The 23,957-nt window shown below is 46.6% G+C and carries 29 protein-coding genes and 1 tRNA gene; 17 read left to right on the forward strand and 13 right to left on the reverse strand.

Annotated features, from left to right (window positions below):
- The first annotated feature begins 1 nt into the window (after position 1).
- Together CR205_RS04045 and CR205_RS04050 are read left to right on the forward strand one after the other, a co-directional pair.
- A complete protein-coding gene (locus tag CR205_RS04045) occupies positions 2-964 on the forward strand; it encodes a nucleoside hydrolase (RefSeq protein ID WP_110517194.1) in 963 nt (320 codons plus the stop codon).
- 75 nt (positions 965-1,039) lie between these two features.
- Positions 1,040-1,219: a hypothetical protein gene (locus tag CR205_RS04050; protein WP_110517195.1), complete on the forward strand. Its 180-nt coding sequence runs from the start codon at positions 1,040-1,042 to the stop codon at positions 1,217-1,219.
- A gap of 232 nt (positions 1,220-1,451) precedes the next feature.
- Here the strand turns inward: CR205_RS04050 and CR205_RS04055 are convergent.
- The 3 genes from CR205_RS04055 to CR205_RS04065 all read right to left on the reverse strand — a co-directional run bounded on the left by CR205_RS04055 (position 1,452) and on the right by CR205_RS04065 (position 2,574).
- Positions 1,452-1,527: transfer RNA gene (locus tag CR205_RS04055), tRNA-Val, on the reverse strand.
- A gap of 64 nt (positions 1,528-1,591) precedes the next feature.
- Entirely contained in the window at positions 1,592-1,780 is a 189-nt protein-coding gene (locus CR205_RS04060; protein ID WP_110519672.1) for a hypothetical protein, read from the reverse strand.
- Positions 1,781-2,010: 230 nt separating this feature from the next.
- Positions 2,011-2,574, reverse strand: coding sequence for a phosphatidylglycerophosphatase A family protein (locus CR205_RS04065; RefSeq protein WP_110517198.1), 564 nt, complete (start codon positions 2,572-2,574; stop codon positions 2,011-2,013).
- A gap of 271 nt (positions 2,575-2,845) precedes the next feature.
- Here CR205_RS04065 and CR205_RS04070 point away from each other — a divergent pair, with 271 nt between their 5' ends.
- Both CR205_RS04070 and CR205_RS04075 read left to right on the forward strand, forming a co-directional pair.
- A complete protein-coding gene (locus CR205_RS04070) occupies positions 2,846-3,361 on the forward strand; it encodes a YjcG family protein (RefSeq protein WP_110517200.1) in 516 nt (171 codons plus the stop codon).
- 3 nt (positions 3,362-3,364) lie between these two features.
- Positions 3,365-3,811 carry a GNAT family N-acetyltransferase gene (locus CR205_RS04075; protein ID WP_110517202.1) on the forward strand — a complete coding sequence of 149 codons (447 nt, stop codon included), beginning with the start codon at positions 3,365-3,367 and terminating at the stop codon, positions 3,809-3,811.
- A gap of 45 nt (positions 3,812-3,856) precedes the next feature.
- On the opposite strand, the gene CR205_RS04080 is transcribed toward CR205_RS04075, so the two are convergent.
- Positions 3,857-4,054: a hypothetical protein gene (locus CR205_RS04080; protein ID WP_110517204.1), complete on the reverse strand. Its 198-nt coding sequence runs from the start codon at positions 4,052-4,054 to the stop codon at positions 3,857-3,859.
- 227 nt (positions 4,055-4,281) lie between these two features.
- On the opposite strand from CR205_RS04080, the gene CR205_RS04085 reads away from it, so the two are divergent.
- The 3 genes from CR205_RS04085 to CR205_RS04095 all read left to right on the forward strand — a co-directional run bounded on the left by CR205_RS04085 (position 4,282) and on the right by CR205_RS04095 (position 6,448).
- Positions 4,282-5,469 (forward strand): MGDG synthase family glycosyltransferase, encoded by a 1,188-nt coding sequence (locus CR205_RS04085; protein WP_161524669.1) that lies wholly within the window; start codon positions 4,282-4,284, stop codon positions 5,467-5,469.
- Positions 5,470-5,635: 166 nt separating this feature from the next.
- The gene (locus tag CR205_RS04090) at positions 5,636-5,872 is read left to right on the forward strand and encodes a hypothetical protein (RefSeq protein ID WP_110517208.1); all 237 of its coding nucleotides are present in this window, start codon (positions 5,636-5,638) and stop codon (positions 5,870-5,872) included.
- A 162-nt stretch (positions 5,873-6,034) separates the two neighbouring features.
- Positions 6,035-6,448, forward strand: a complete 414-nt coding sequence (locus tag CR205_RS04095; protein ID WP_110517210.1) for a potassium channel family protein — start codon at positions 6,035-6,037, stop codon at positions 6,446-6,448.
- Between the two features lie 266 nt (positions 6,449-6,714).
- On the opposite strand, the gene CR205_RS04100 is transcribed toward CR205_RS04095, so the two are convergent.
- From CR205_RS04100 to CR205_RS04115, 4 genes are read right to left on the reverse strand one after another with little or no spacing between them, the layout of a single operon-like run.
- The gene (locus CR205_RS04100) at positions 6,715-7,851 is read right to left on the reverse strand and encodes a bifunctional cystathionine gamma-lyase/homocysteine desulfhydrase (RefSeq protein ID WP_110517212.1); all 1,137 of its coding nucleotides are present in this window, start codon (positions 7,849-7,851) and stop codon (positions 6,715-6,717) included.
- On the reverse strand, positions 7,848-8,777 hold the full coding sequence (locus CR205_RS04105; RefSeq protein WP_110517214.1) for a PLP-dependent cysteine synthase family protein: 930 nt from the start codon (positions 8,775-8,777) through the stop codon (positions 7,848-7,850). Before CR205_RS04105 ends, CR205_RS04100 begins: the two co-directional genes overlap by 4 nt.
- A gap of 15 nt (positions 8,778-8,792) precedes the next feature.
- On the reverse strand, positions 8,793-9,269 hold the full coding sequence (locus CR205_RS04110) for an S-ribosylhomocysteine lyase (protein WP_110517216.1): 477 nt from the start codon (positions 9,267-9,269) through the stop codon (positions 8,793-8,795).
- A 19-nt stretch (positions 9,270-9,288) separates the two neighbouring features.
- Positions 9,289-9,936 (reverse strand): class I SAM-dependent DNA methyltransferase, encoded by a 648-nt coding sequence (locus CR205_RS04115; RefSeq protein ID WP_110517218.1) that lies wholly within the window; start codon positions 9,934-9,936, stop codon positions 9,289-9,291.
- A gap of 225 nt (positions 9,937-10,161) precedes the next feature.
- Here CR205_RS04115 and CR205_RS04120 point away from each other — a divergent pair, with 225 nt between their 5' ends.
- The 4 genes from CR205_RS04120 (at position 10,162) to CR205_RS04135 (ending at position 14,689) form a co-directional block, all read left to right on the forward strand.
- Complete coding sequence (locus CR205_RS04120) at positions 10,162-10,710, forward strand: DUF4269 domain-containing protein (RefSeq protein ID WP_110517220.1); 549 nt, start codon at positions 10,162-10,164, stop codon at positions 10,708-10,710.
- Positions 10,711-10,897: 187 nt separating this feature from the next.
- On the forward strand, positions 10,898-11,533 hold the full coding sequence (locus tag CR205_RS04125) for an NUDIX hydrolase (protein WP_110517222.1): 636 nt from the start codon (positions 10,898-10,900) through the stop codon (positions 11,531-11,533).
- Positions 11,534-11,970: 437 nt separating this feature from the next.
- Positions 11,971-13,290: a kanamycin nucleotidyltransferase C-terminal domain-containing protein gene (locus CR205_RS04130; protein ID WP_110517224.1), complete on the forward strand. Its 1,320-nt coding sequence runs from the start codon at positions 11,971-11,973 to the stop codon at positions 13,288-13,290.
- A 73-nt stretch (positions 13,291-13,363) separates the two neighbouring features.
- Complete coding sequence (locus CR205_RS04135; protein ID WP_110517226.1) at positions 13,364-14,689, forward strand: S8 family peptidase; 1,326 nt, start codon at positions 13,364-13,366, stop codon at positions 14,687-14,689.
- A 270-nt stretch (positions 14,690-14,959) separates the two neighbouring features.
- Here the strand turns inward: CR205_RS04135 and CR205_RS04140 are convergent, their stop codons facing one another.
- From CR205_RS04140 to CR205_RS04155, 4 genes are read right to left on the reverse strand one after another with little or no spacing between them, the layout of a single operon-like run.
- A complete protein-coding gene (locus CR205_RS04140; protein ID WP_110517228.1) occupies positions 14,960-15,640 on the reverse strand; it encodes a response regulator transcription factor in 681 nt (226 codons plus the stop codon).
- A 33-nt stretch (positions 15,641-15,673) separates the two neighbouring features.
- Positions 15,674-16,288 carry a redoxin domain-containing protein gene (locus CR205_RS04145; RefSeq protein WP_110517230.1) on the reverse strand — a complete coding sequence of 205 codons (615 nt, stop codon included), beginning with the start codon at positions 16,286-16,288 and terminating at the stop codon, positions 15,674-15,676.
- 18 nt (positions 16,289-16,306) lie between these two features.
- On the reverse strand, positions 16,307-17,050 hold the full coding sequence (locus tag CR205_RS04150; RefSeq protein ID WP_110517232.1) for a cytochrome c biogenesis CcdA family protein: 744 nt from the start codon (positions 17,048-17,050) through the stop codon (positions 16,307-16,309).
- Between the two features lie 6 nt (positions 17,051-17,056).
- Entirely contained in the window at positions 17,057-17,743 is a 687-nt protein-coding gene (locus tag CR205_RS04155) for a hypothetical protein (RefSeq protein ID WP_110517234.1), read from the reverse strand.
- 368 nt (positions 17,744-18,111) lie between these two features.
- Between CR205_RS04155 and CR205_RS04160 the strand changes: the two genes are divergently transcribed.
- The 6 genes from CR205_RS04160 to CR205_RS04185 all read left to right on the forward strand — a co-directional run bounded on the left by CR205_RS04160 (position 18,112) and on the right by CR205_RS04185 (position 22,846).
- On the forward strand, positions 18,112-18,600 hold the full coding sequence (locus tag CR205_RS04160) for a DsrE/DsrF/DrsH-like family protein (protein ID WP_110517236.1): 489 nt from the start codon (positions 18,112-18,114) through the stop codon (positions 18,598-18,600).
- A gap of 87 nt (positions 18,601-18,687) precedes the next feature.
- Positions 18,688-18,948: a metal-sensitive transcriptional regulator gene (locus CR205_RS04165; RefSeq protein WP_110517238.1), complete on the forward strand. Its 261-nt coding sequence runs from the start codon at positions 18,688-18,690 to the stop codon at positions 18,946-18,948.
- Positions 18,949-19,008: 60 nt separating this feature from the next.
- Entirely contained in the window at positions 19,009-19,578 is a 570-nt protein-coding gene (locus tag CR205_RS04170) for a sulfurtransferase TusA family protein (protein WP_110517240.1), read from the forward strand.
- Positions 19,579-19,642: 64 nt separating this feature from the next.
- Entirely contained in the window at positions 19,643-20,776 is a 1,134-nt protein-coding gene (locus CR205_RS04175; RefSeq protein ID WP_110517242.1) for an MBL fold metallo-hydrolase, read from the forward strand.
- A 56-nt stretch (positions 20,777-20,832) separates the two neighbouring features.
- Positions 20,833-21,060: a sulfurtransferase TusA family protein gene (locus CR205_RS04180; protein WP_110517244.1), complete on the forward strand. Its 228-nt coding sequence runs from the start codon at positions 20,833-20,835 to the stop codon at positions 21,058-21,060.
- An 85-nt stretch (positions 21,061-21,145) separates the two neighbouring features.
- Entirely contained in the window at positions 21,146-22,846 is a 1,701-nt protein-coding gene (locus CR205_RS04185) for a SulP family inorganic anion transporter (protein WP_110517246.1), read from the forward strand.
- Between the two features lie 352 nt (positions 22,847-23,198).
- Here CR205_RS04185 and nfsA read toward each other — a convergent pair whose 3' ends face one another.
- A complete protein-coding gene (gene nfsA, locus CR205_RS04190; RefSeq protein WP_110517248.1) occupies positions 23,199-23,948 on the reverse strand; it encodes an oxygen-insensitive NADPH nitroreductase in 750 nt (249 codons plus the stop codon).
- Between the last annotated feature and the right edge of the window lie 9 nt (positions 23,949-23,957).

The following is a 23,957-nucleotide window of genomic DNA, read 5'->3' on the forward strand; positions in this document are numbered from 1 at the left end:
GATGGTTAAAAACATCCTGATGTTTGCAGACCCTGGAGTGGACGACGCGATTGCGATTATGTATGCAGTGCTTCATCCGAACATCAACGTAGTTGGGATCGTATCAGGTTATGGAAATGTCGAGGTGGAGACGACGACCAGAAATATTCTGGCGCTTCTGAACATGCTGGAAGTGGATATCCCGGTATATGGAGGGGCGAACCAGCCGGCATCAGACGTGTATGTGGAGTTTTATCCTGAAGTGCATGGAACAGAGGGACTGGGTAAATTTGAACCGGAAGGGCTCGGTTATCAGCTTACAAACTTTACGGACCTGTATGCGGTATTTGATAAACATGAGGATGTCTCCATCGTTGATATTGGCCGTAACACAGGCCTGATGATCGCTTACATGCTCGGTAAACAGAAGATGGAGAAGGCGAAAGAGTGCTACTTAATGGGCGGCGCTTTTCTGGTGCCGGGAAATGTTACACCTGCAGCAGAAGCTAATTTCTATGCCGATCCGGTAGCGTCAAAGTTTGTGTTTGAAAATATCAAGTCTCATGTCTTTCCCCTCGATGCCACTGGAAAAGCCCTGGTTACGCCTGAGATGATAGGTTATCTTGCTGACTGGTCTCCGTTCGAGAGAATCAGGGAACCGCTTAGGGAGATGTTTACTTACTATGCTGAGGTGTACCAGACATTCATTCCCGGAATTGATGGGGCCCTCATTCATGATCTTCTGCCGATGATGTTTTTAACAGATCCTGACATGTTAACGATGGTCGAGCGTGAGATCTTCATTGAAACGAGTACCGGGCCTGCAAGAGGCGCAAGTATTGCTGATTTCAGGCCTAATTACGGAATCACCCCTGATGATCTGGAGGAGGAGTATCCGAAACATCTGATTGCAATGGACATTGATTATGAGCGTTTTTATTATCTGTTTATGAACGTCTTCATGAATTTACCTGTTAATGGATAAAATCGGCACGGAACTGGCGGAATACGGGAGTGCAGGTGCGGAAACACTACGGAAAACAGCAGAGGAGGTCACAAAGTGAACAAAAAAACATTGGCAGCTCTTTTGTGCGCGGCGGTCATGCTCATGACACTGCTCGGCGCCTGCAACAACATTCCCTCCCAATCACCTGAAAGCTCCAAGATGGGCAACGAAGGCGGGGATCCAGCGTATGATGAGCCGGGAAATTTTGAATCTCCGCGAGGAAAAAACAACTAGTGTGGGGATATGATGAGTCAGCCTGTACTGAATGCAGCCAAGTGCAGGTTTTTTTCTTCCATAAAGAGCCTGCGAAGAAGCTCAGGTGCATGTCAGACCATTCGCTTTCCCTTGGTGAGGCCCCCGTGGAAAGAATCTTTCTGATGCAAAAAAAAGACAAACTGCTGGATTTCTGATTCGGCGCAGAAAAAAACTCCACTGCCTGTTGGCAATGGAGTATATGTACATAGTATGGTGTCCCGTACTGGGCTCGAACCAGTGACCTCCACCCTGTCAAGGTGGCGCTCTCCCAACTGAGCTAACGGAACGGGACGGTTTGTCATAGCGACAATTAATAATATACCGGATATCAGAAAAAGTGTCAACAGTTTTTTATTCATCAAAAGTATAGCGGACGACGTAGCGGTTGTCTTTTCGTTTGCGTATTTCTACCCAGGGGGGGTTCTCATAACCATTATGCCAGTTGTCTTCAAGCTTGGCCTTTAGGCATCCTGCCTGGAATTTTGATGTGAAAATCTCCTTAAAGTAAATCCAGCGTGTCGTTTTCATGCTCGTTTCCATCCCGTCACCTCTGATTTTCTCTGTTACACTGCCAGTATATGCATTGTACAAAAGAATACCACCTCCTTCCAGATGAAGCAAGTGGAGCAGGTGGCCGAAGTGTATTGTTCGTTTGTGCGTCAAATGCTGCAAACCCATAAAAAAAGCCTGCCCCGTATGTGAGTCAGGCTGGTAAAACGGTTAACACAAAGAAACTGTGTGTCAGACGACTGACAACAAAGTGAGCGGCTTTAACCGATACGTTCTTCCCGGTCACGCTCCTTGATCTCCTCTTCTCTCAAGCGCTCTTCGCGGTCCCGCATCCGATGCGCAAGGCGGCTTGAGGCATTGGCTGCAATGCTGCAGAGGAGATCATCGAGAAAAGTATGGCATCGTCCGTCCGCTTTCTGATCGAGTTTACGGATAATTCCTGTTTTTTCTTTGTCCAGATAGCCGAATGTTGTTACTGCAATGCTTCCGTATCCGAAAACAGAGCCAAGTGCAATTGTCTCGTCAACTCCGAAAAGGCCTTCGTCCATTTCCACGATAGACTGAAGCGGTTCGGACAGTTTTTTCTGCTCGGCTAGTTTATCAAGTTCAATCCCCACCAGAACCGCATGCTGTATTTCACGTTTCTGAAGGACTTTATCAACACTGTCAAGGCAGTCTTCCATATGAAGCCCCGGGTTATACGGTTCCTGCATGTCGTACACGATGCGGGCAATATCTTCGAGGGTTACGCCCCGTTCCTCAATCAGCTTTCTGGCTGCATTTTCCACTACGTGGCAATGTACAGGTGTTCGTTGACTGGTCATTGTGTATTCCTCCTGTGTCTCGTCCAATATGTACTTATTGTACCATGTTTTCGAAATATAGTGATAATTCATAGATCCGTGACCAGTGAAAAGGTCCCGGAAAGCCCTTTTCCCTTCTTAAATACATATAAACATCATAAGTAAAAAAGGATTTTTCGGGACTTGTGTGGAATATCCGGTAAGAGGCGGGGTTTCATTTTTTCGTCTGTTTCGTTTATGATTAAAATTGAAGGCTATTAGATAAAGTATGATCAGAAGGAGGATACTCATTATGAAGTACGGCATTGCCATTTTTCCATCAAAAAAACTTCAGGATATCGCTAATTCATACAGGAAGCGCTATGACTCCCATTATTCGCTGATTCCACCTCATGTAACCATCAAGGAAGCATTTACAGCAGAGGAGGACGAACTGCCGGAGATCCTCGAGGAAATACAAAGTGTTGCAGGGACGGTGGATCCTTTTACCATGGAGGTGTATAAATTCGGATCGTTTCATCCGGTGACAAACACCATCTATATGAAGGTTCGTGAGAACGAAACGTTGTCAGCCCTCCGGAACCGGCTGAATTCAGGAAAACTTGAGCATCACTACGATTATCAGTTTGTTCCTCATATAACAATTGGACAGGAACTCGATAATGATGAGTGCTCAGACGTCTTTGGCCGCCTGAAAATGGAAACGGTCAACCATGAGGAGAAAGTCGACCGCATTTCTCTACTGTATCAGCTCGATAATAACATGTGGACGGTTTACGAGACTTTTCGTCTGGGCATAGGAGAGTAAACAGTGGACATTAGAGTTGTAAAGTCAGAAAAGGAAAAAGAGGATGCGTTTTATGTGCGCCGTGTCGTTTTTGTAGACGAGCAGCACGTTCCGGAAGAAGAGGAAATTGATGAGTTTGAAGCCGATGCCATTCATTTTGTTGCATATGATGAAAAAAACGGTAAAAAGCCGGCAGGTGCCGGGCGGCTGCGAATTATTGATGATATCGGGAAAGTTGAGCGCATCTGTGTACTTAAGGAATACCGTACGCAGGGGCTTGGTGAAAAGATTATGAAGAAAATCGAAACCGAAGCAGCAAAGCATCCGATTGAAGAATTAAAGCTTAACGCCCAGGTTCAGGCGGAGCGCTTTTACAGGCGGCTTGGCTATGAAACTATATCGGGCGAGTTTTTTGATGCGGGGATTCCCCACGTGGCGATGCGGAAAGCACCGAAAACACCTTCAGAATAAAGAAGGTGTTTTTTTGCCGTTTAAAGCCTGTAACACCGCCTTGATTCAGGGATTTCCTTTCTTTTCTTTCATTCCGCTTTTATACAGAACATAAAGCATGAGTGCCATTGGCAGAATCGCAAGAGCATAAATTCCGGCATAATCAAGAACGCCTTCTGGCATGTGGTATAAAACCCACCCGACAACCTGAAACATAAAGCCGATTCCAATACCCACCAGAAAAAACATGAGGTACTTTTTCACGTCAGCCTGCGCCTCCTTCCTGCTATGTTCTGTATTTTATGCAGAGGAAAGGTAAAACCTTACTTATTCCATTCATGCCCCGGCGGGAAAATCTTAAACCTCCGCGGACTTTAATCATTCACGTTCTATGTATGGAATCTTTTGGTGAACCCCACACTACACTAATAACAGACTTGTTTTTGCATCCGAAAGCGGAGGAGATATTTATAGAAAGGCAGGTGAGAGCTTTGAGAGGGCGGGTCGTTTTATTAACAGTGTCAGCAGGAGCGGGGCATGATGCAGTCTGCGGTGTTCTGAAGGAAGAATGGGAAAGTCGTGGAACCGAATGCCAGGTCATTGATCTGTTTACCTGCCTGCCGGGGAGCCTCAAGCGATTTGCGCCTGATTTGTATTTGAAAATGGTTCGATTTACGCCGTTCATGTGGCGAGCTATTTACCGGCGCACCGATTCCCCTTATAAAACGCTTTCCCCGTTGCTTGCACCGTTGTGGAATGAAGCAGTGAGAAGACTTAAAAAAGCAGCACCGTCCATGATCATCGCGACTCATCCTCTCGCGACAGCCGTGGCAGATTTAAGCATCAGAAAGTGTGCCTTTCCGGAGAAACCGGCTTTGTTTTCCCTCGTGACTGACTATTCCTTTCACGGGATGAGTCTAAGCAGGGAAGTCACAGCAGTTTTTTTGCCGGATCTGGATGAAGTACTTCGGCAGCAGCAGGCATTTCCTTTTGCCCGCTTTGTGCACGGGTGTATCAGTATCCGGAGTACTTGGGAAGCACCTGTTCGTAGAGAAGAGCTCCGGCGCCGGATGAGTCTCCCAGTTCACGCTAAAGTTGCAGCTGTCAGCGGCGGTAAGGAAGGGCTGATTCCATATAAAGAAGTGGTCCGTTCCTTTGAAAAGGATACTTCAGGTACATGGACACTGCTGTGTTTTACAGGAGAAAATACACGGGCTGCCAGGCAGTTGGAGGCCTTGTCAACGCGGCATGATGTCCGCGTGTTTCCCTATACACATACATTTGCCGACTTTGTTAAGGCAGCCGATGTTCTCATTTCCAAACCCGGCGGCGTAACAATGACAGAAGCCTTAGCAGCACGAATACCGGTCATAATTACGTCACCTCTTCCAGGCCAGGAGGAGGAAAATGCCAAACGTTTAAAAAAGCACGCATTCATCCGTGAAAGTCCGGCAGGTGAAACGGGTCGCACTGCCGAACAGGTGCTGAAAGACGGGATTGTGCTTGAAGATCAGGTGTTTATCAGTACAAAAGAAATGATTGACGATATGATTCGGCTAAAGGATGAAATGCAGGAGAAAACCCGTTACGCTGCGCCGGAGAAAGGCCGCATACTCAGGATGAATCATATTCTGGCTATGAGGGCGAAAAAAGAGGAAGAAAAGCAGTTCAGGTCCTAGCACTCCACCTGCCCCGTGAAAGTGGAGTGCTCCGTCCGTTTATAAGTCTTTTCTAACAAGAAAAAACCAATAGAGGTTTACCCATCATTTGGCAGGGGAATTCTGTTGAATAACAGAACATATGTTCTTATAATTGGAAGGGAAGACGAACATTGGAGGTGCGGGGATGGAAGGAGTTTTTCGGCGGAGCATGGTAAACCGGGAGCCTGTTGAAATGATCTACATGAGTAAAAAAGGAACAGTGACTAAACGGGTGGTCACAATCCGCAGCATAAGTGCTGGAAAAGTAACGGCGTTCTGCCACCTCCGAAGAGCCGTTCGGACCTTCAGAAGAGACAGTATCTTATCGGTAATGCCGGTTCGCACCAGCCGTAAAAAACCGGGAGAGGGTCAGATCGGATAAGCGATGCCGGCGGAAAGCGTCCGCCTGCAGCGAACAAAAACAGATAGGTTTCTAAAGGCCGGTATAGAGTATGATCCGGTCTTTTTTGGCTGTAGTGAGTTAGTTTTTACTTGGTTTTTTAAGGGTACTGGTTCATCACAGTTACCAATTGGAGATGATTCGATGATTGCACAGCTTCTCATTGGGATGACGGTAATCTTTGTCATCGTCAATCTCTATTATTTCTTTTCAAACCGCTCATACAGGCATACCTGGATCAGCTCGGCTCTTTTTTTTAAGTTAACATTGATCTTGATCAGTCTTACTTTTTCGTTTGCAGCTATATACTATCTGATGTCGCTGGAGCAGGTTGTGCTCCGGATAAATGACCCTACAGGCGAGCCGGTTGAGGGGACGTTTATGGAATATCTTTACTACAGTGGTGTGACTCTGCTCTCAATCGGTTACGGGGATATGGTTCCGGTAGGTCCGGCACGCTTCATTTCTGTTGTGCAGGCTGGTCTCGGTGTGCTGCTTCCGGCAGCTTATTTTCTTAAGGCATTTGGTAACACAAGTTCAAAGGAATCGAAAACATAATGAGGAGGCTGGGACAAAACAGTCTCTAACTAAGTAAAAAACGGTGCCAATTAGCCGGCACCGTTTTGTGTGTATATACTATCACGAGACGCCTGCGGGAAAAGCAAGGGCTGAAGATCCACCGGGGCGATCTTCCCCGGTTAGCTGAAGCCTTGCCCGAGGCAAGCGAGTGTATTTTTGAACAATCAACCATTTTAATACGGCCTAAAGCAGAAGGCCCTTTTGCTTAGCTGAGTTTTGTCCCAGCCTCCTCATTTGTATGGTGATTATTTGCTGTCCAGTGCCTGCTTCAGATCTTCCACAAGATCATCAGCGTCTTCAATACCGATCGAAACCCGAATTAAGCCATCGGTAATACCAAGCTCGGCCCGGCGGTCTGCAGGAATGGAAGCATGCGTCATTTTAGCCGGAAGGCTGATCAGACTTTCAACAGCACCGAGACTCTCAGCCAGTGTAAAATAGCGTGTCTGAGCAAGTACGTGCTCGGCGCGTTCTCCGCTGCCAACGTCAAAGCTGATCATGCCCCCAAACCCTGTGGCCTGGGATTTATGAACCTCGTGACCTTTATGATCTTCAAGGCCCGGGTAATAAATTTTTGTAACGTCTTCACGACTCTGGAGAAATTCCACTACTTTAGCTGTGTTTTTCTCGGTCTGCTCCATTCGTAGAGCGAGTGTCTTAATCCCGCGGATCACGATCCAGGAATCCTGGGGACCAAGTACGCCGCCTGCGGAATTCTGAACGAAATGAAGTTCCTCGCCAAGCTTATCACTGTTTACGACAGCAAGGCCTGCAACTACATCACTGTGTCCGCCAAGGTATTTGGTTGCACTGTGAAGGACAATATCAGCCCCGAGCGAAATCGGAGTCTGATAGTAAGGTGTGCTGAAAGTGTTGTCCACAATCAAAAGCAGTCCGTGTTTGTCTGCAAGACTGCGCATAGCCCTGATGTCCGTTATTTTCAGCAATGGATTTGTAGGTGTCTCCGCGTAAATAGCAACCGTGTTATCCTGAATAGCATCACGGACTTTTTTCTCATCGCTTGTATCCACAAACGTAACATCCAGGTTAAAGCGGCTCATCACCTTACTCATAAGGCGATAGGATCCCCCGTAAACATCGTCTGTAAATACGACGTGATCACCGGCTTTAAACATTTGCATCACCGCACTGATGGCGGCCATTCCTGAACCGAATGCAAAACCGCGGTGCCCCCCTTCGAGGTCGGCAATGAGCTTTTCGAGCGCTTCTCTTGTCGGGTTGCCGGTACGGGAATATTCGTAGGTGAAATTACCTACGCCGTTCTGTTTATATGTGGAAACCTGATAAATCGGGGTACTTACTGCGCCGGTATGCTTGTCTCCGAATACACCGCCGTGAATCATTTGTGTTTTCTTTTTCATTCCGATTCATTCCCTTCATAAATACCTGTGCTTAAATACCGTTCACTGCTGTCCGGGAAGACGGTAACGATATGGGAGCCTGTCTTTGCCTGTTCTGCTTCCCTGATCGCTGCAGCGTAGGCTGCGCCGGAACTGCTCGCCACAAGAAGGCCTTCTTCCCGCGTGAGTTCCTGTACTCGGCGGAATGCTTCCTCATCAGTAATGGTATGGACTGCATCAAAAAAAGATTTGTCCATATAAGGAGGAAGAAACTCCATCCCGATTCCTTCAGTGCGGTGAGGGCCTGATTCTCCACCATTCAGAATCGACCCTTCTGGTTCCACGATCACCGTTTTCACGTTTTTAAGGTGATCCTTCAGGTAACGGGCAGTGCCCATAAACGTACCGCCTGTACCTGCACCGGCCACAAACACGTCAATTTTTCCATTAAGATCGGCGACGAGTTCCGGACCGAGGGATTTGTAGTAGGTGTTTGGATTAGCTTCGTTATTAAACTGGGCAGGAGAATAGGAATCGGGAATTTCCTTAAGGAGTTCCCCGGTGCGGGCGATCGCACCCTTCATTCCTTTTTCAGTAGGTGTATTGATAACAGTTGCACCGAGTGCGCGCATAAGTATCTGTTTTTCCTGGCTGAATTTCTCGGGCACAACAAAGATAACGTTCACTTTTCTGCCGACAGCAGCAAGCGCCAGGCCAATGCCCGTGTTACCTGCAGTCGGTTCAATGATCGTTCCGGTTGAAGTGATATGTCCCCCTTCAACCGCATCCCGGATGAGCTCCTGTCCGAGTCGGTCCTTGACGCTGCCTCCCGGGTTGAAGTACTCAAGTTTTGCAAATAACCGGCATTGGTTCGGCAGGGGGACATTCGTGAGTTCAAACAATGGTGTTTTCCCAATAAGTGAGTCGATTCCCTGGTAGATTGTCATAGAGGGACTCCTGTATTAAAGATGCTCGTCTGCAAATACTTGCGTCCATTCGTCTTTTCTTGAAAGCATACGCTGGGCAATTTCCTTTGCTCCTTCAAGAGAGTGGGAAGCAGCCCAGCCGCACTGAACTTCGTTGCACGCAGGCACTTCATCAGCTTTCAGCACATCATTCAAAGTGTTTTCCACCAGTTCGACAACGTGATCGTAACTCTCATCGTTTATGATGCTCAGGTAAAACCCGGTCTGGCAGCCCATTGGTGAAATATCAACGATCTGTCCATGGTGGTTACGGCTGAATTCTGCCATCATGTGCTCAAGTGAGTGAAGACCTGGCATATCCATATGCTCTTTGTTCGGCTGGCAGAAACGGAGGTCATACTTGTAGATCGTATCTCCGTTTGCACCTTCAGTCGTTCCCGCAAGACGGATATACGGTGCCGCTACCTTCGTGTGGTCAAGGTTAAAGCTTTCTACGTTCATTTTCTTCGTCATACTAACAGCCTCCTGTAGATTAATTGTCGTGTTTCTTCACCGCGCTCATGAGCCAGACGTAAGGGTTCAGTGAGGTGAACTCTATATCAAAACCGGCGTCACGGAAGATGTCGGACAGAACAGGAATCGTCGTGTAGTATTCCGTACGGAGATCCTCTGCCAGGTTGTAAAACGCCTGGTTTTCTGCCCGCTTGATCATTCGCTGTTTTGCGGTGTCATCTGTAAACATTGTATCAGCGAATACCACTTTTCCGCCACGGTTTAAGGTCCGGAAATAAAGATTAGCCGCTGTTTTTTTCTCTTCATCTGTTAAATGGTGGAACGCATAGGTTGAAACGAACGTATCTACGCCGTTCTCAAAATCCGGAAAGGAGAGAAAATCCCCTTCATGAATGGTCACGTCAGGATGTTTTTCCCGGGCAATGTCCCGCATTTTTTCTGAAGGTTCAATCCCGGTAATGCTGACCCCCCGAGCCTTCAATTCGGAAGTCAGGTTCCCTGTACCCACACCAAATTCCACTACATTTCCAACTGAACTGTTCGCCACTGCCTGAAGAATCGCATTGTAATTCGAAAAAACTTCCTTATATTCATCATCGACCCCGTGCACGGTATCATCGTAACTCTCAGCCCAGCGGTCAAAAAGATCAACAAATTCTCTCCCCATATTCCTCGTTCCCTTCTGGGGTCTACCCCCGAAAAAGTAATTAAAATGCTGATATACTGCAGTTTTCTTGTTATTCCTGATAATCCGCATTGAAAAGGTAGGAATTAAGTACATAATAGCATATGCGTAACTGTGCTTCAATGTTAGTGATTTACCAGCTTTGCAAAGGTATTTTATGTAGATTCAGATTATGGGAAGTGTTAACATTTTAAAGAAGGTGATGCGATGAAGGACCACTGCAGGAAACTTGCATACGGAAGCCCGGTACAGAGACTGGCATACAGAGCCATTAATAACCTTGGGATCCTGGACGATTTCAAAACGTTTACCCCTCTTCTTTGCGGGACAATCCCAATTGGTGTCAATACAGCCGGCTCTGATCTTGATATTGTTATGAATGTAATGGAAAAAGATTTTTCTGATTTCAAAGAAAAAGTCACCCATTTATATGGGGATTTTGAGCAGTTCAGTATGAGAGAGAAACAAAAACAGAACCGGCCGGTTATGAAGGCAAACTTTGTTTTTGAGGCATTCGAATTTGAACTGTTTGCCCAGCCGGTACCGTCTTACAGGCAGCGTGCCTATCAACATATGATTACGGAAGCTGCCATGCTGGAAAAATACCCGTTTATTAAACAGCGGGTCATATCGTTAAAGCAGAGCGGGATGAAAACAGAGCCTGCGTTTGCCTATGTTCTCGGACTTTCAGGGGACCCATATGAAGCCGTACTTAAATGGGGGAGGGAGCAGGGCATTCTTCATGAGGAGGAATAACAGTAATGAACCGTCAATGTGAATTTTGCCGGTAAAGGAATTCGGGCACTGTTTAAAAGCCGGGAGAACTGCCGGGGCCGGGAGGCGGAATCAGATGATTAAAATTATGCAGGCGGATGCCTCGCATGTTGATGGTATTGTAAAGGTCTGCCGTACTCATTTTAAACAACATGACAGGAAGTGAGCCATGAGCGAAATTCTTAAGACGTTCAATAAAAATCAGGAACAGACTGGAACGGCACCCCGTGTTGAGGTACATAGAAAAGGCCTCTGGCACGAAACATTCCACTGCTGGTTTGTAACCCGTAAAGACGAAGGTAATTTTCTCTGCTTCCAGCTCAGAAGTTCTGTAAAGCAGGACTATCCATCTCTTCTGGATATCACAGCAGCTGGTCACCTTCTTGCGGATGAGTCTCCTGAAGACGGGGTCAGGGAAGTGGAGGAAGAGACAGGAATTAAGGTCGCCATGAAGGAACTTGTTTCACTTGGGACAATTGCTCTGGAGGATCCGGGAGGCCGGGATGGTTTTACCGACAACGAGTTTGCGCATACCTACCTCTGTATAGCTGACCATCTTGAATGGGAATGTTTTTCCCCTCAACCTGATGAAGTTGCCGGTTTTTACCGTGCCTCTATTCAGCAGCTTCTTCCTTTCTTTAAGGGGGACATCAGCTCCCTTCGGATGGAAGGCTTCAGACTCTGTAAAAACGGCCTCCAGGTAAACGAAATAATAGAAGTAAAGAAAACGGCTTTTGTGCCTCACGGAAACAGCTATTTTATGGATATTCTGCAACGGATCGAACAAGCTGTTCTAAGGTTTTAAATCTAAGGCCCTGTTAAAGCTTAATGTTGATATTCTTCTATCGTTGATTGAAGCGAGCGCGTGACACTCCCGCGGAAAGGGAGCGCAGTGAGCGGAAATCAATAACAGACTTTAACAGAGCCAAAACTAAAATAAATGGAGGTACAGGTAAGTATGATCTGGTTTGCACTTTTAATTGCCTCGTGTGCACTGCTGTATGCCACTAATGCTGAGTCGAAGATAAAAAAACTTGAAAAAAGAATCTCTCAGTTAGAAGAGGGGCCGCGTTCATAATTTGCTCAGGTGGAGCATCTATCGCAAAACTGTATCACTGATTTGTTTAAAATTGATTTTCAACTATCGATAAAAAGGGTATAGGCCGTAGAACGGCCTTTTTTAATGATTCAATATGCGTACTTTACATATAAATTTGCTGATTTGTATAGGAGGAAAGAGAAATGCCTGATATCGTTACTTTTGCCGAAGAGCATTTATACAGAGAAAAAGCGAACGAAATTGCAAAAAGACACGAAAAGCTGATAAAAAGCGTGCTGCCTGCTGCTCTTGTATATCATATAGGAAGTACTGCCGTTCCCGGATCATTGACGAAAGGGGACGTGGACCTTCAGGTTCGTGTCAGTCAGAAGGATTTTCCTGAGGCCCGCGAAGCACTGGCAAAAATCTATAAAGTCAATCAGGGGAGTTTCCAGAGTTCGTTTTTCTGTGCATTTGAGAAGGAGGCTGAAGTACTCCCCCTCGGTGTGCAGCTTACCGTGATCGCTTCAGAAGTGGATCACTTCTGGAAGCTTACGGCCTTCTTTCAGACTCATCCGGAATTTACACAGCAGTATAACGAGTTGAAACAGACGTCGGAAGGGCTGGACATGGATGAATATCGTGACAGAAAAAGCCTGTTTATTGATGAGATTCTTCAATCCGACAAGTACCGGCAGTTCAGTTTTCGTCTGGAAGGAAAGGGGCTTGAAACGCCCGTTCCAAAAAAGCGCCAGAGGGAGCGTCTTTCCTTTCCAGCAGCAACAACAAGGAAAGAAAAAAATGATATGATTACAGAAATCAATGACCGCTTACTCGACAGCTTTGGGAGCAAAATTGCGGCAACCGGCGTTTACGGCTCGGTAGGTCAGGAAACAGAAGGACCGTTTTCGGATATTGAAATGCACATTGTCACTAGGGACGGAGAACGACTGCCTGATTACGAATTCATATATGAGGATTTTAAGATTGAGCTCAGTTGTTCGGAACAGAGTGAGCTGCTGAGAAAAGCCGGAACAGTGGATGACAGCTGGGCTATTAAAGCTGGTGCCTGGATTCATGTAAAGCCCCTTTATGATCCGGAGAACTTTTTTGCTGAACTGAGACAAATACCGGAGCAGCTTTCGTACGATGAAATTAAAGCTGTTATGCGGGAATTTATGATCTGGGAGCCCTATGAGACTATGGGGAAAATAAGAAATAACTATGCATCAGGGAACCACCGGTATCTGCCGATGGCTGCAAGAGATCTTGCGTTTCAGACAGCCAAACTGATCGGACTTGCCAATCGGAAGTATTACCGCACCAGGGCCCGCATGTTTGAAGATTCCCTGAAGTTTCCTTCAAGGCCTTCCGGGTACGAACGCCTGCTTGAGCTGCTTTTAGAAGGCGAGCTTCACCCGTCCCACAAGGTTTATGACCGGTGTGAGAACCTGTGGACCGGCTTAAATCTATGGTACGAGGAACTGGGGATTGATTACAAAGAAGACACATTTCCGTTTTAATAGAATAACTGCCGTGACCCGTCTCTTTTTTTCACATAGTTTATAGAAACTGTGTGAAAGGAAGGGACGTTTTATGTTTCATTACCGTATGGTCAGGCTTCTCCGCTCTCACGGGGGAAAAGTTGACCAGCAAGTTAAAAGTCATCTTATGAACGCCTATAAGCCTCTTCGCTGGGTGCCCTGTTTCTTTCATACCCTCTATGAAAAATGGGTCAGTAAAACGAAGCTTGTCTCTGTGCTTCTTGAATTTGAAGACGGACACTGCCTTGAAGCAGTCGATCAGGCTTCGGCGATTTTATCACCTTATCTCAGATGCGGGGTGAAAACGACGTTCAGCCGTATCTCCTGCTGCAGTGCAGAGGTAACGCCTGAAGCACTCGAACAGCTTCTTACCAGGTGTACAAAGCTGAGAAAAATTCATCTGAACAGGCAGATGCATGCCCTTCTGGATACGGCAGTGCCTGCTTCCGGAGCATTCGATCTGATCCGAAACAGCACCCGCCTGACAGGAAAGGGCGTAACGATTGCCATTCTTGACACGGGAGTGGACCCTCATAAGGATCTTGAAGGAAGAATCACGGCATTTAAGGATTTTATTCATAACGAGGCAGAGCCATACGACGACAATGGACACGGTACTCATTGTGCAGGTGATGCAGCTGCAAATGGGGTGTCTTCTGACGGCAGGTATAAAGGCCCGGCTCCCGAAGCCAGCATTATCGGTGTTAAAGTCCTGGATAAAATAGGGGCAGGCTCAATGGAAACGGTCATGGAAGGAATCGAATGGTGTTTGCAGTATAATGAAGAATTCCCGCACCGTCCAATTCACGTAATCAATCTCTCGCTTGGAAGCAGAGCTCAGCGTTTCGACACGGAAGAAGATGATCCAATTATCCGGATGGTGAACGTTGCCTGGAGAAATGGGATCGTCGTGTGCGCTGCTGCGGGGAATGAAGGTCCTGGGGAACAGACGATTGCCAGCCCTGGTGTGAGCAGCACCATTCTCACGGTAGGGGCGCTTGACGATCAGGACACAATCAATCGTGACGATGATGAAGTGGCTGAATTTTCAAGCAGGGGGCCGACTGTGTATGGCCAAATCAAACCGGATATTCTGGCGCCCGGAGTGAGTATTGTTTCCCTGCGGTCACCAGGCTCGTATCTCGACAAACTGCAGAAGCAGGCAAGAGTAGGGAGCGATTATGTCGCACTCTCAGGAACATCCATGGCAACGCCGATCGTAGCAGGAATTGTGGCACTCATGCTTCAGCAAAACCCGGAACTTACACCGGACGAGGTTAAAACCGCGCTTATGGAAGGAACCGATCAGTGGCGTGATAAAGACCGGAATGTGTACGGTGCAGGGTATGTAAATGCGGATCGGTCAATACCGGGGTAGTAATCTCACTGATAAAGTTAAACAGGTCGTATACGGTTATATCCTGTAAAGCTCTGTTAAAGCTTATGTTAATTTCTATCATTGATTGAAGCGAACGCGCGACACTCCTGCGGGAACAGCGCCGGCTGAAGACCACGCAGGGCGTTCTCCCTGAGGAGGCTGAAGCGGTGCCCGCGGAAAGGGAGCGCAGTGAGCGGAAATCAACAACAGACTTTAACAGAGCCAAATGTAAGAAGCGTCCCCTGCTCAGGGACGCTTCTTTTACTTCATTTAAGAGTGAAATTGATAACCCATACCCCTCACAGTTAAAATCCGTTGGGGACTGGCCGGAGTATCCTCAATTTTTTCTCTCAGTTTTTTTATGTGAGCGTCAATTGTGCGGTCCATGATCGTGCGGCCATTATGGGGATGAATCTGGTGCACGAGCTGATCCCGGGTCAGCACCTGTCCCGGATTTTCCATAAAATAATAGAGCAGATTAAATTCGTGCTTTGTCAATTTCAGGGGTCTTCCGTAAAGGAGTACCTGACCTTTTCGTGGTTTTATGACGAGTCCAGAATGACATATCTTCTGACAGAACTGACCGCCCCGTCTCAAAACGGCTTGCACTCTTGCCATCAGTTCCTTCGGGCTGAAGGGTTTTGTGACGTAGTCGTCAGCTCCCAGCTTAAGTCCATGTATCTTTTCAGTGCTGCTCGATTTAGCTGTCAGCATAATGATTGAAACTTCATTTCTTTCCTGGGCACGGATCCACGTACAAAGCTCTTCTCCACTGCCGTCAGCAAGCTTCAGATCAAGAATGACAAGGCATGGTGAAAATGACAGGAACGTGTCCTTGGCTTCTTCGGCGCCTGAAGCGGCAGCCACATCGTAACCGTATTTTTTTAGATACGTACACACCAGGTAACAGATTCGCTCATTGTCTTCCACTACCAGCACATGCTGTTTCATTGTCATCACCTTCGTATCCGTAATTACCAGAACCTAATTCATCTGATTAAACCGTTCCCGGATCATTTCATGATTCATCGGTCCGAAGGAAGCACTGTGGATTTTACCTTCCGAATCGACAAAGTAAGAGGTGGGAATAGGCTGAATGTTGTAAAGGCCGGCAACTTCGATGCTTTCGTCCAGTAAAATAGGAAAAGATAAACTGAAATCTTCACTGAATGACTGAACGTGGCTGATGTCCGGTTCCGTTTCTGTCAGGTTAACTGCCAGAATTTCAACATCCATTTCTGAATAAATCTCTTCCATATCCGGCATCTCTGCTCTGCATGGCGGGCACCAGGTAGCCCAGAAATTCACCATTACTTTTTCACCGCGGTAATCAGAGAGACTGATCTTCTCTCCGCTCAGCGTTTCAAGTGTGAAGTCAGGTGCCATGTTTCCCGGCTGAAGGCCGGTTACGCTCTTATCATCCGGATCAGCATCTCCGGATTCTTCTTCCGGATCTGTACTGATGGACTCCTGTTCCACTTCAAACTGGTCTTCTGATTCCACCGATGTTTCCTCATTTTCACTCTGCCATTCAACTGTATCATACACTGTCCATCCAATCAGTGCTGAAAAAGACAGAATCAGGATTGCTTTTTTCATTTTCAACCATCCTTTCATTTAGCCAAGGTTCTCAAAAGGTGTTCCTTCGATAAGCCGGAGAATAAAAATGGAGATTTCCGTAAGTTGACCGGTAAAAAGCAGTACGCCCATTAGCACCATTAAAGCTCCTCCGCCTTTCATTATTGGTGAACTGTATTTAACGATCCACTTTGCCGACCCAATGAAAAAGGTGAGCACAAAAAAAGGGATGGTAAATCCGGCAATGTATGCGGCTGTATAGGCCAGGCCAAGAGCAGGCTGGCTTGCAGCAAGGAGCAGAACAGAAGCAAAAATCGGACCAATGCAGGGGGTCCAGCCTGCTGCAAAACCAACGCCAACGAATGTCGTACCTGCATAGCCCGCAGGTTTTTTGATTACAGCCAGACGTTTTTCCTTCATAAGAAAGCGGCTTTGAATCACACCTGCAACAACCAGACCCATAAAGATTATAAAAATACCTGCCAGCCTTTGAATAAGATCACCAGTCTGCCCGAAAATCAGTTCCTGCAGGAATTGGCCGAAGTAAGTAGCGCTTATTCCCAGTGCAAAAAAAATAGATGAAGCACCGAGAAGGAAAAAAAAGCTGTGCGTCAGAAGCTTGCGGCGAAGCCTGAAGTCTTGTCGTGCTTCAATTTCTTTTACACTGACCCCGGTGATATACGATAGATAAGCTGGAAACAAGGGGAGGGTGCAGGGAGATATAAAGGAAATGAAGCCCGCGGCAAAGGCTGCCCAAATTGTAATGTTCGTGAATTCTTCCATTGAAAATTACCCGCTTTCTTTTCTGGTAAGATCTGAGGCAGTCAGCAGCAGTGCAGCTGCTGCAAGGAGGATGTAAAAGCTGTTCATACCATATAGATGAAAAAACATATCAGAGGAATCGAATAGACTGATTCCCCATTTCCCCAGCGCAAAGATCAAGGCAGCGTGTCTGATCCGAATGGCGTTTTTTGAGATCAGAACGAGGATTCCTGCTGACAGAATCATCGTGTAAAGACTCAGAGGATGATGAGAAACGAATGGAAATAGACCACTGCTCAGCTCTTCTCCCGAACGCCCTGTTAAAAAGGAAAAAAGAAAATCTGCCGTAATCAGCACAAAAAATAATCCTGAAAAAGTATGATGGAGGCTCATCAGTTTCTTTCTGTGCATATAAAGAGCATAAACAATGACAACTGCGAGGCCTGTATAAAACTCCTTTGTACCGCTCGGATAGCTGAGAACGGCTAATGGATCACGAATGAGAAGTGGAAGGTTATACAGGGCAGATCCGAACTGAAAAACCACCGCAAACAGGATAATCATGTTTGCGGTTTTATCTCTGACATTTCGTCCATCTTTCCCTTTAAATGGTGAGAAGAATTTCAAATACAAAAATGCAGCTGACAGCGATAACCCTATGTAAATCATCCAGTACGGAATAATAATCTGTCCCAACTGAACAGCGTTGTACATAGTAAACATCCTTTCGTTTTTAATACTAACAGTCGAATATGAAAATTTGATGAAAGAGACTTATCTATTAAGACAGCTATAAGCATATCATCCGGTTGACATTATACCACCAGGGGTATAAAATGCCAATCATCCCCCTTATACACGTTGGGGTATTAATGGCAGACAAAGTAATAAATAAAAGTAATAAATAAAGGCTGTGTTCGCAATAGTGAATGGATGCATCTGTTTAATCATTTTCAAGGCAGCGTTACGAAAAGGTCAAAAAAATTGAAAAAACTGTTGACATTATACCCATAGGGGTATACCATAAGACTGTAAGCGATATACCTATTGGGGTATATGTGAAATGAAAGGGGAAAATAAAAATGGAAAACAATCCTAAAAACAATGCAACAATGGTCGTTTTTGATGGAGATCTCGATAAGGCAATGGCGAGTTTCATCATTGCCACAGGAGCAGCGGCAATGGGGAAACAGGTAACAATGTTCTTTACATTCTGGGGGCTGAATGTTCTTAGAAAAGACGAAGCCGTGAACGTGAAAAACAAAAACTTCCTTGAGAAGATGTTTGGCAGAATGATGCCGCGGGGTCCGGAAAAACTCGGTCTTTCCAAAATGAACTTCGGAGGCGCAGGTTCGAAGCTGATGAAGAAAATGATGAAACAGCATAACGTAACCACGCTTCCAGAACTAATTGAACTGGCTCAGGAAATGGATGTAAAACTTGTCGCGTGTACCATGTCGATGGACGTGATGGGCCTTCAGAAAGAAGAGCTGATCGACGGTCTTGAATATGCCGGGGTCGCGTCTTACCTGTCTGAAGCGGAAGATTCCAACATTAACCTGTTTATCTAATGGCAATAAAAGAATCGGGTGCGGCTCTTCTTCCGGGAAGTGCCCCCCTTATGACTTGCGAATTCAGAAATTGGAGGTGAGCACACGATGGAATATTCAAAAGAAATGAAGAACCGGATCAAAAGAGCGGAAGGGCAGATCCGCGGTGTGCTTCAAATGATGGAAGAAGAAAAAGACTGTAAATCCATTATTACTCAGATGGCTGCTGTCCGTTCTGCGGTCGATCGCGCTACGGCCTATGTGGTGGCTAAAAACCTTGAAACCTGTCTCCAGGAAGAAACTGATACAGATGGAGAGCGCGAGGTTTTAATTGAAGAAGCGGTAAAAATGCTTGTGCGGAGCCGCTAGATTTCAGCTAAAAATTTTTACAAACTAATATACCCACTAGGGTATACAGGAGGTAATGAAATGATTAAAGCAGATCACATTCTTGATGCAAAAGGACTTGCGTGTCCAATGCCGATTGTAAAGACGAAAAAAGAAATTGACCAGTTGACACCTGGAGCCGTTCTGGAAATTCAGGCAACCGATAAAGGGTCCCTTGCAGATATGAAGGGATGGGCGAAAAACACAGGACATGAATACCTCGGCACAAAAGAAGAGGGGGACGTGCTCGTTCACTATATTCGTAAAGCCAATCCTGATGAAGTCAAAGAAGATAATGGTTTTGAACCGGAAATCACAAATGATGAACTTGAAAGTGCCGTAAACAGCGGGGACTCCTATACGCTCGTGGATGTAAGAGAGCCTGCAGAGTATGCCTTTAACAGAATTCCCGGGGCTGTTTCCATCCCTCTTGGAGAGCTGGAAAAAAGAACCTCGGAACTGGACAAAAATGAGCGGATCTTTGTGATCTGCCGCACCGGTAACCGCAGCGGCATGGCTGCCCGCGTTCTTAAAGAAGAAGGATTCGGAAATGTCTCAAATGTTAAGCCGGGAATGAGCGAGTGGACAGGAAAGACAGAAACCGACCAGTAACAGCTGACACTGCCGGAAGAGAACGTAAAAGAACTGATTTTCTATAAAAATGGAGGGAATATTGATGAGTCTTAAACCAATGTCGGCAAAAGAACTAACCAGTTATGTGATTGACCGTGATAAAGAAGTATTTGTTCTCGATGTGCGTGCAAAAGAAGCTTTTGATGATTGGAAGATCGAAGGAGAAGGAGTAAGCATTCTGAACCGCCCTTACTTTGACCTGATGGACGGTGTAGAGGAGATTCTGGAGGAACTGCCTCAGGATATGCCTGTCGTCGTCGTATGTGCCAAAGAGAAATCCTCGATCTTTGTAGGGGAAATGATCGCTGAGGCAACAGGTCAAGAGCTGTTTTACCTTTCCGGCGGCATGCGGGCATGGAGTGAGCACCTTGAGCCGGTTAAAATCGGTGACCTGGAAGATGGAGGAGAACTTTACCAGTTTGTCCGGATCGGTAAAGGCTGCCTTTCCTATATGATTGTATCTGACGGGGAAGCAGCACTTATTGATTCCAGCAGGATGACAGAGCCTTACGAAAACTTCGTAAAGGAAAAAGGCCTCAAGCTGACCCATGTCATTGATACTCACCTCCATGCCGATCATATTTCCGGCGGACGGAAACTCCGTGATATGACAGGTGCTTCCTACTGGCTGCCGCCGAAAGACGCGGAAAAAGTTACGTTCCACTATGAAGCCCTTGAAGACGGCCGTGATATTACAGTAGGACAGACGAAAGTAGCCATTCACCCCGTATACTCTCCGGGCCATACGATCGGAAGTACGTCCATGGTGATTGATGATCAGTATTTGATTTCAGGTGACATTCTGTTTATCGATTCAATCGGACGTCCGGATCTTGCCGGAAAAGCGGAAGACTGGGTCGCTGATCTCCGTGATTCGCTGTATCGTGTTTATGCGGAACTCAGTGATGATCTGTATGTTCTGCCTGCCCACTATGCAAAGCACAGTGAAATGGACCAATACGGCCGCGTGACTGAAAAGCTTGGTGTGCTCTTTGAAAAAAACAGCGGCTTAAATATTCAGGACGAAGAAAATTTCCGTAAAACGGTCTCGGAAAATCTTCCGCCGCAACCGAACGCGTATCAGGAAATTCGTCAGACGAATATGGGGAAAATCGCTCCGTCAGAAGAAGAACAGGCAGATATGGAAACAGGACCTAACCGCTGCGCAGTCAGCTAAACCAAACCATTACTGGATATTTATTCCTAAACCACTTAAATAAGGAGAGATATTAAATGGATTCAACTAAAGTACTCGACGTTAAAGGGCTTGCATGCCCAATGCCTGTAGTAAAGGTGAAAAAGGAAATGGATACCCTTAATGAAGGTGACATCCTGGAAGTGCACGTAACCGATAAAGGTGCCAAAGCAGATCTTCCTGCATGGGGAAAATCCTCAGGTCATGAACTTCTTCAAAACACTGAAGAGGACGGGGTTTTGAAATTCTGGTTTAAAAAATCCTGATTATGACAAGAAAATTAGAAACGGACAGTTTAAAAGGGGGACCTCGCACCGGGGTCCCTCTTCCTGCTTGAAAGGAGGAAAGGATATGGGAAACTGGTTTCCTTTATTTAACCAGCTGAAAAACAACTATAATTTACGAACGGATCTCAAAGGAGACTTAAATGCCGGTCTGATCGTAGCAATCATGCTGATTCCTCAGGGAATGGCGTACGCCATGCTCGCCGGGCTTCCACCGGTTATGGGACTTTATGCTTCAACGGTGCCTCTGATCCTGTACGCTCTGCTCGGCACTTCCCGCCAGCTTGCAGTCGGTCCTGTAGCGATGGTGTCACTTCTTGTATTCACTGGTGTTTCCGGACTTGCTGAACCTGGCTCTCCTGAGTATATTTCCTACGTTATTCTTCTCGCAGTGATGACGGGGGTCCTTCAGCTGACAATGGGGCTGTTGCGGATTGGAACGATTACAAAATTCATATCACATGCCGTTATCAGCGGCTTTACATCTGCTGCCGCTATTATCATCGGGCTGAGTCAGCTGAAGCATCTTCTTGGCACAGATCTTGGGGATTCGAAAAATGTTTTTATTATTCTCTATCAGGCATTCATGCAGGCAGGAAATATTCACCTGACCACTTTGTTAATCGGGGTTTTGGCTATTGTCATGCTCGTCGTTCTAAAGAAGTATGTACCTCAAATTCCAGGCCCGCTTGCTGTGGTTGTTTTATCAATCCTGTTTGTCTGGGGTGCCGGACTGGATAATAAGGGTGTAAGCATTGTGGGAGACATTCCGGCGGGGCTGCCCTCATTTTCGATCCCGCTTCTTGATCTGAGTGTCATGCAGACCTTGCTGCCTGTAGCTGTTACAATTGCCATTATTGGTTTCGTTGAATCTTACGCCATGGCAAAGGTCATCGCAGGAAAAGAACGCTATCCAATCGGACCGGATCAGGAACTGAGGGCGCTCGGCATTTCGAATGCCGGTGCGGGATTGTTTTCCGGATTTCCAGTTACAGGTGGTTTTTCCCGGTCCGCTGTAAACTATTCGGCAGGAGCTAAATCCGGGCTTGCAACGATTATTAATGCAGTCTTTATCGTTCTGACACTGTTATTTTTCACTTCCTGGTTTTACTATCTCCCTCAGGCTGTACTTGCGTCCATTATTTTCGTTGCGGTTTATGCCCTGATTGATTTCAGGGAGTTTCGCCACCTGTGGAAGATTAAGCGGATTGACGGTGCCGTATTTCTGATTACCTTTACTGCTACTCTGGTGATTGGAATAGAGGCGGGTATTGCGATCGGTATTCTATTTTCCCTTCTTACGTTTATTTACAGAAGCGGCAGTCCGCATATGGCCCGCCTCGGCTGGGTGGAGGAGATTGGTGCGTACCGTAACCTTGAGCGATTCCCGGAGGCCGTAACTGATAAGAGTACGCTGATGGTACGCATTGATGCTCCGGTTTACTTTGCAAATATGGGGTATATAGAGGAAAGGCTCCGAAGATTTATACTGGAGGAAAAGAGTGTGGACACCATTATCTTTGATTTTTCCGGTGTAAACGATATGGATGCAGTTGCTATTGACCAGCTGGAGCGCTGGATTGACGATCAGATGGAAGAGGGAATGGACATCTACGTGACTGAGGTGAAAGGACCTGTACGGGATCTACTGAAAAAAGCAGGCTGGAACCGCAAATACAGCGGGATATTTGCTGCTCACACGCTCGATCAGACTGTTAAAGTGTTAAGAGAAGAAAAAAAAGGTCTACTTGGAGGCGGGGAAGGATGAGCGAACACGATCCGAACAGGGAAAAAAGGCAGTCGCTGATCATGACAGGATCAGGAATTGTTGCGGCCGGTGTTCTTGTTTACCTGCTTCTTTCATAACAAAAAGGGCCCGGGGGTCGACTTCAGATTCCCAGGCCCTTTGTTTGTGTACCGCAGGAGCAGCTTGCTCGTTTTTCTGTTCTTATTTAGGTTAGCTCTTTTCGTAAAGATTGTGGCTATTGACTAGCATTAATTTCGCAGCGAAAGGCCGCAACTCCTGCGGGAAAAGCAACAACGAACAACTACATCACGAATAGGCTGCGAGTTGCGTCGACGGAGCTGGACTGGAAGAGGAACCAGCCGGCGCCGGGCCACTAGCTTTTCATAAAACCTTTTTTCTCGAGATAAGGCTTCATGTGCATCCGTTTCGGCTCCTTCAGCATACCGCTCATCTGCTCAGTCCAGCGGTCAGTGCGCTTTCCGCCGGTCCTGCCGCTGTAATAGGCGGAAATAGTGGAATTGTATTCATCAAGGCCTTTCTTAAACAAATCATGGTTCTTCTCATACTTCTCCTGGTGATACACGTTTGAAAGGGGAAGCCGTGGTTTTACAGCAGTCTCTTGTGCTGGCTCACCGACCGCAAGACCGAAGAGTGGGACGACCCGGTCCGGAAGACCAAGCACTTCCCCTACTTCTTCAATATTATTGCGCAGGCCGCCGATGTAACAGATGCCCAGTCCCATAGATTCCGCAGCAATTGACGCATTCTGTGCGGCTAAAGCAGCATCCACCGCGGCAACGAGAAATTTCTCCGTGCTTTCAAGAGACGGGCTCACATTCGTCTGTTCCATTTCCCCTGCTGTTTCATGACGGTGCAGATCAGCACAGAACACAAAAAAGTGACCGTTTGCCTCCACATACGGCTGATTACCTGCAAGCTGTGCAAGGCGGGCTTTTGTATCGGGATTTTTAACACCGATAATGGAATAAGCCTGGATAAAGCTTGATGTTGAAGCCATTTGGGCACACGCCACAATCGTTTCGATCTGCTCGTCTGTAAGTTTTTCTTCGGTAAAGTGCCGCACCGACCGGTGGGCAAGAAGAGTCTCAATCGTCGTGTTCAAGTCGAATCA

This window comes from Alteribacter lacisalsi, assembly GCF_003226345.1.
In the GTDB taxonomy this organism is placed as follows: Bacteria; Bacillota; Bacilli; order Bacillales; family Salisediminibacteriaceae; genus Alteribacter; species Alteribacter lacisalsi.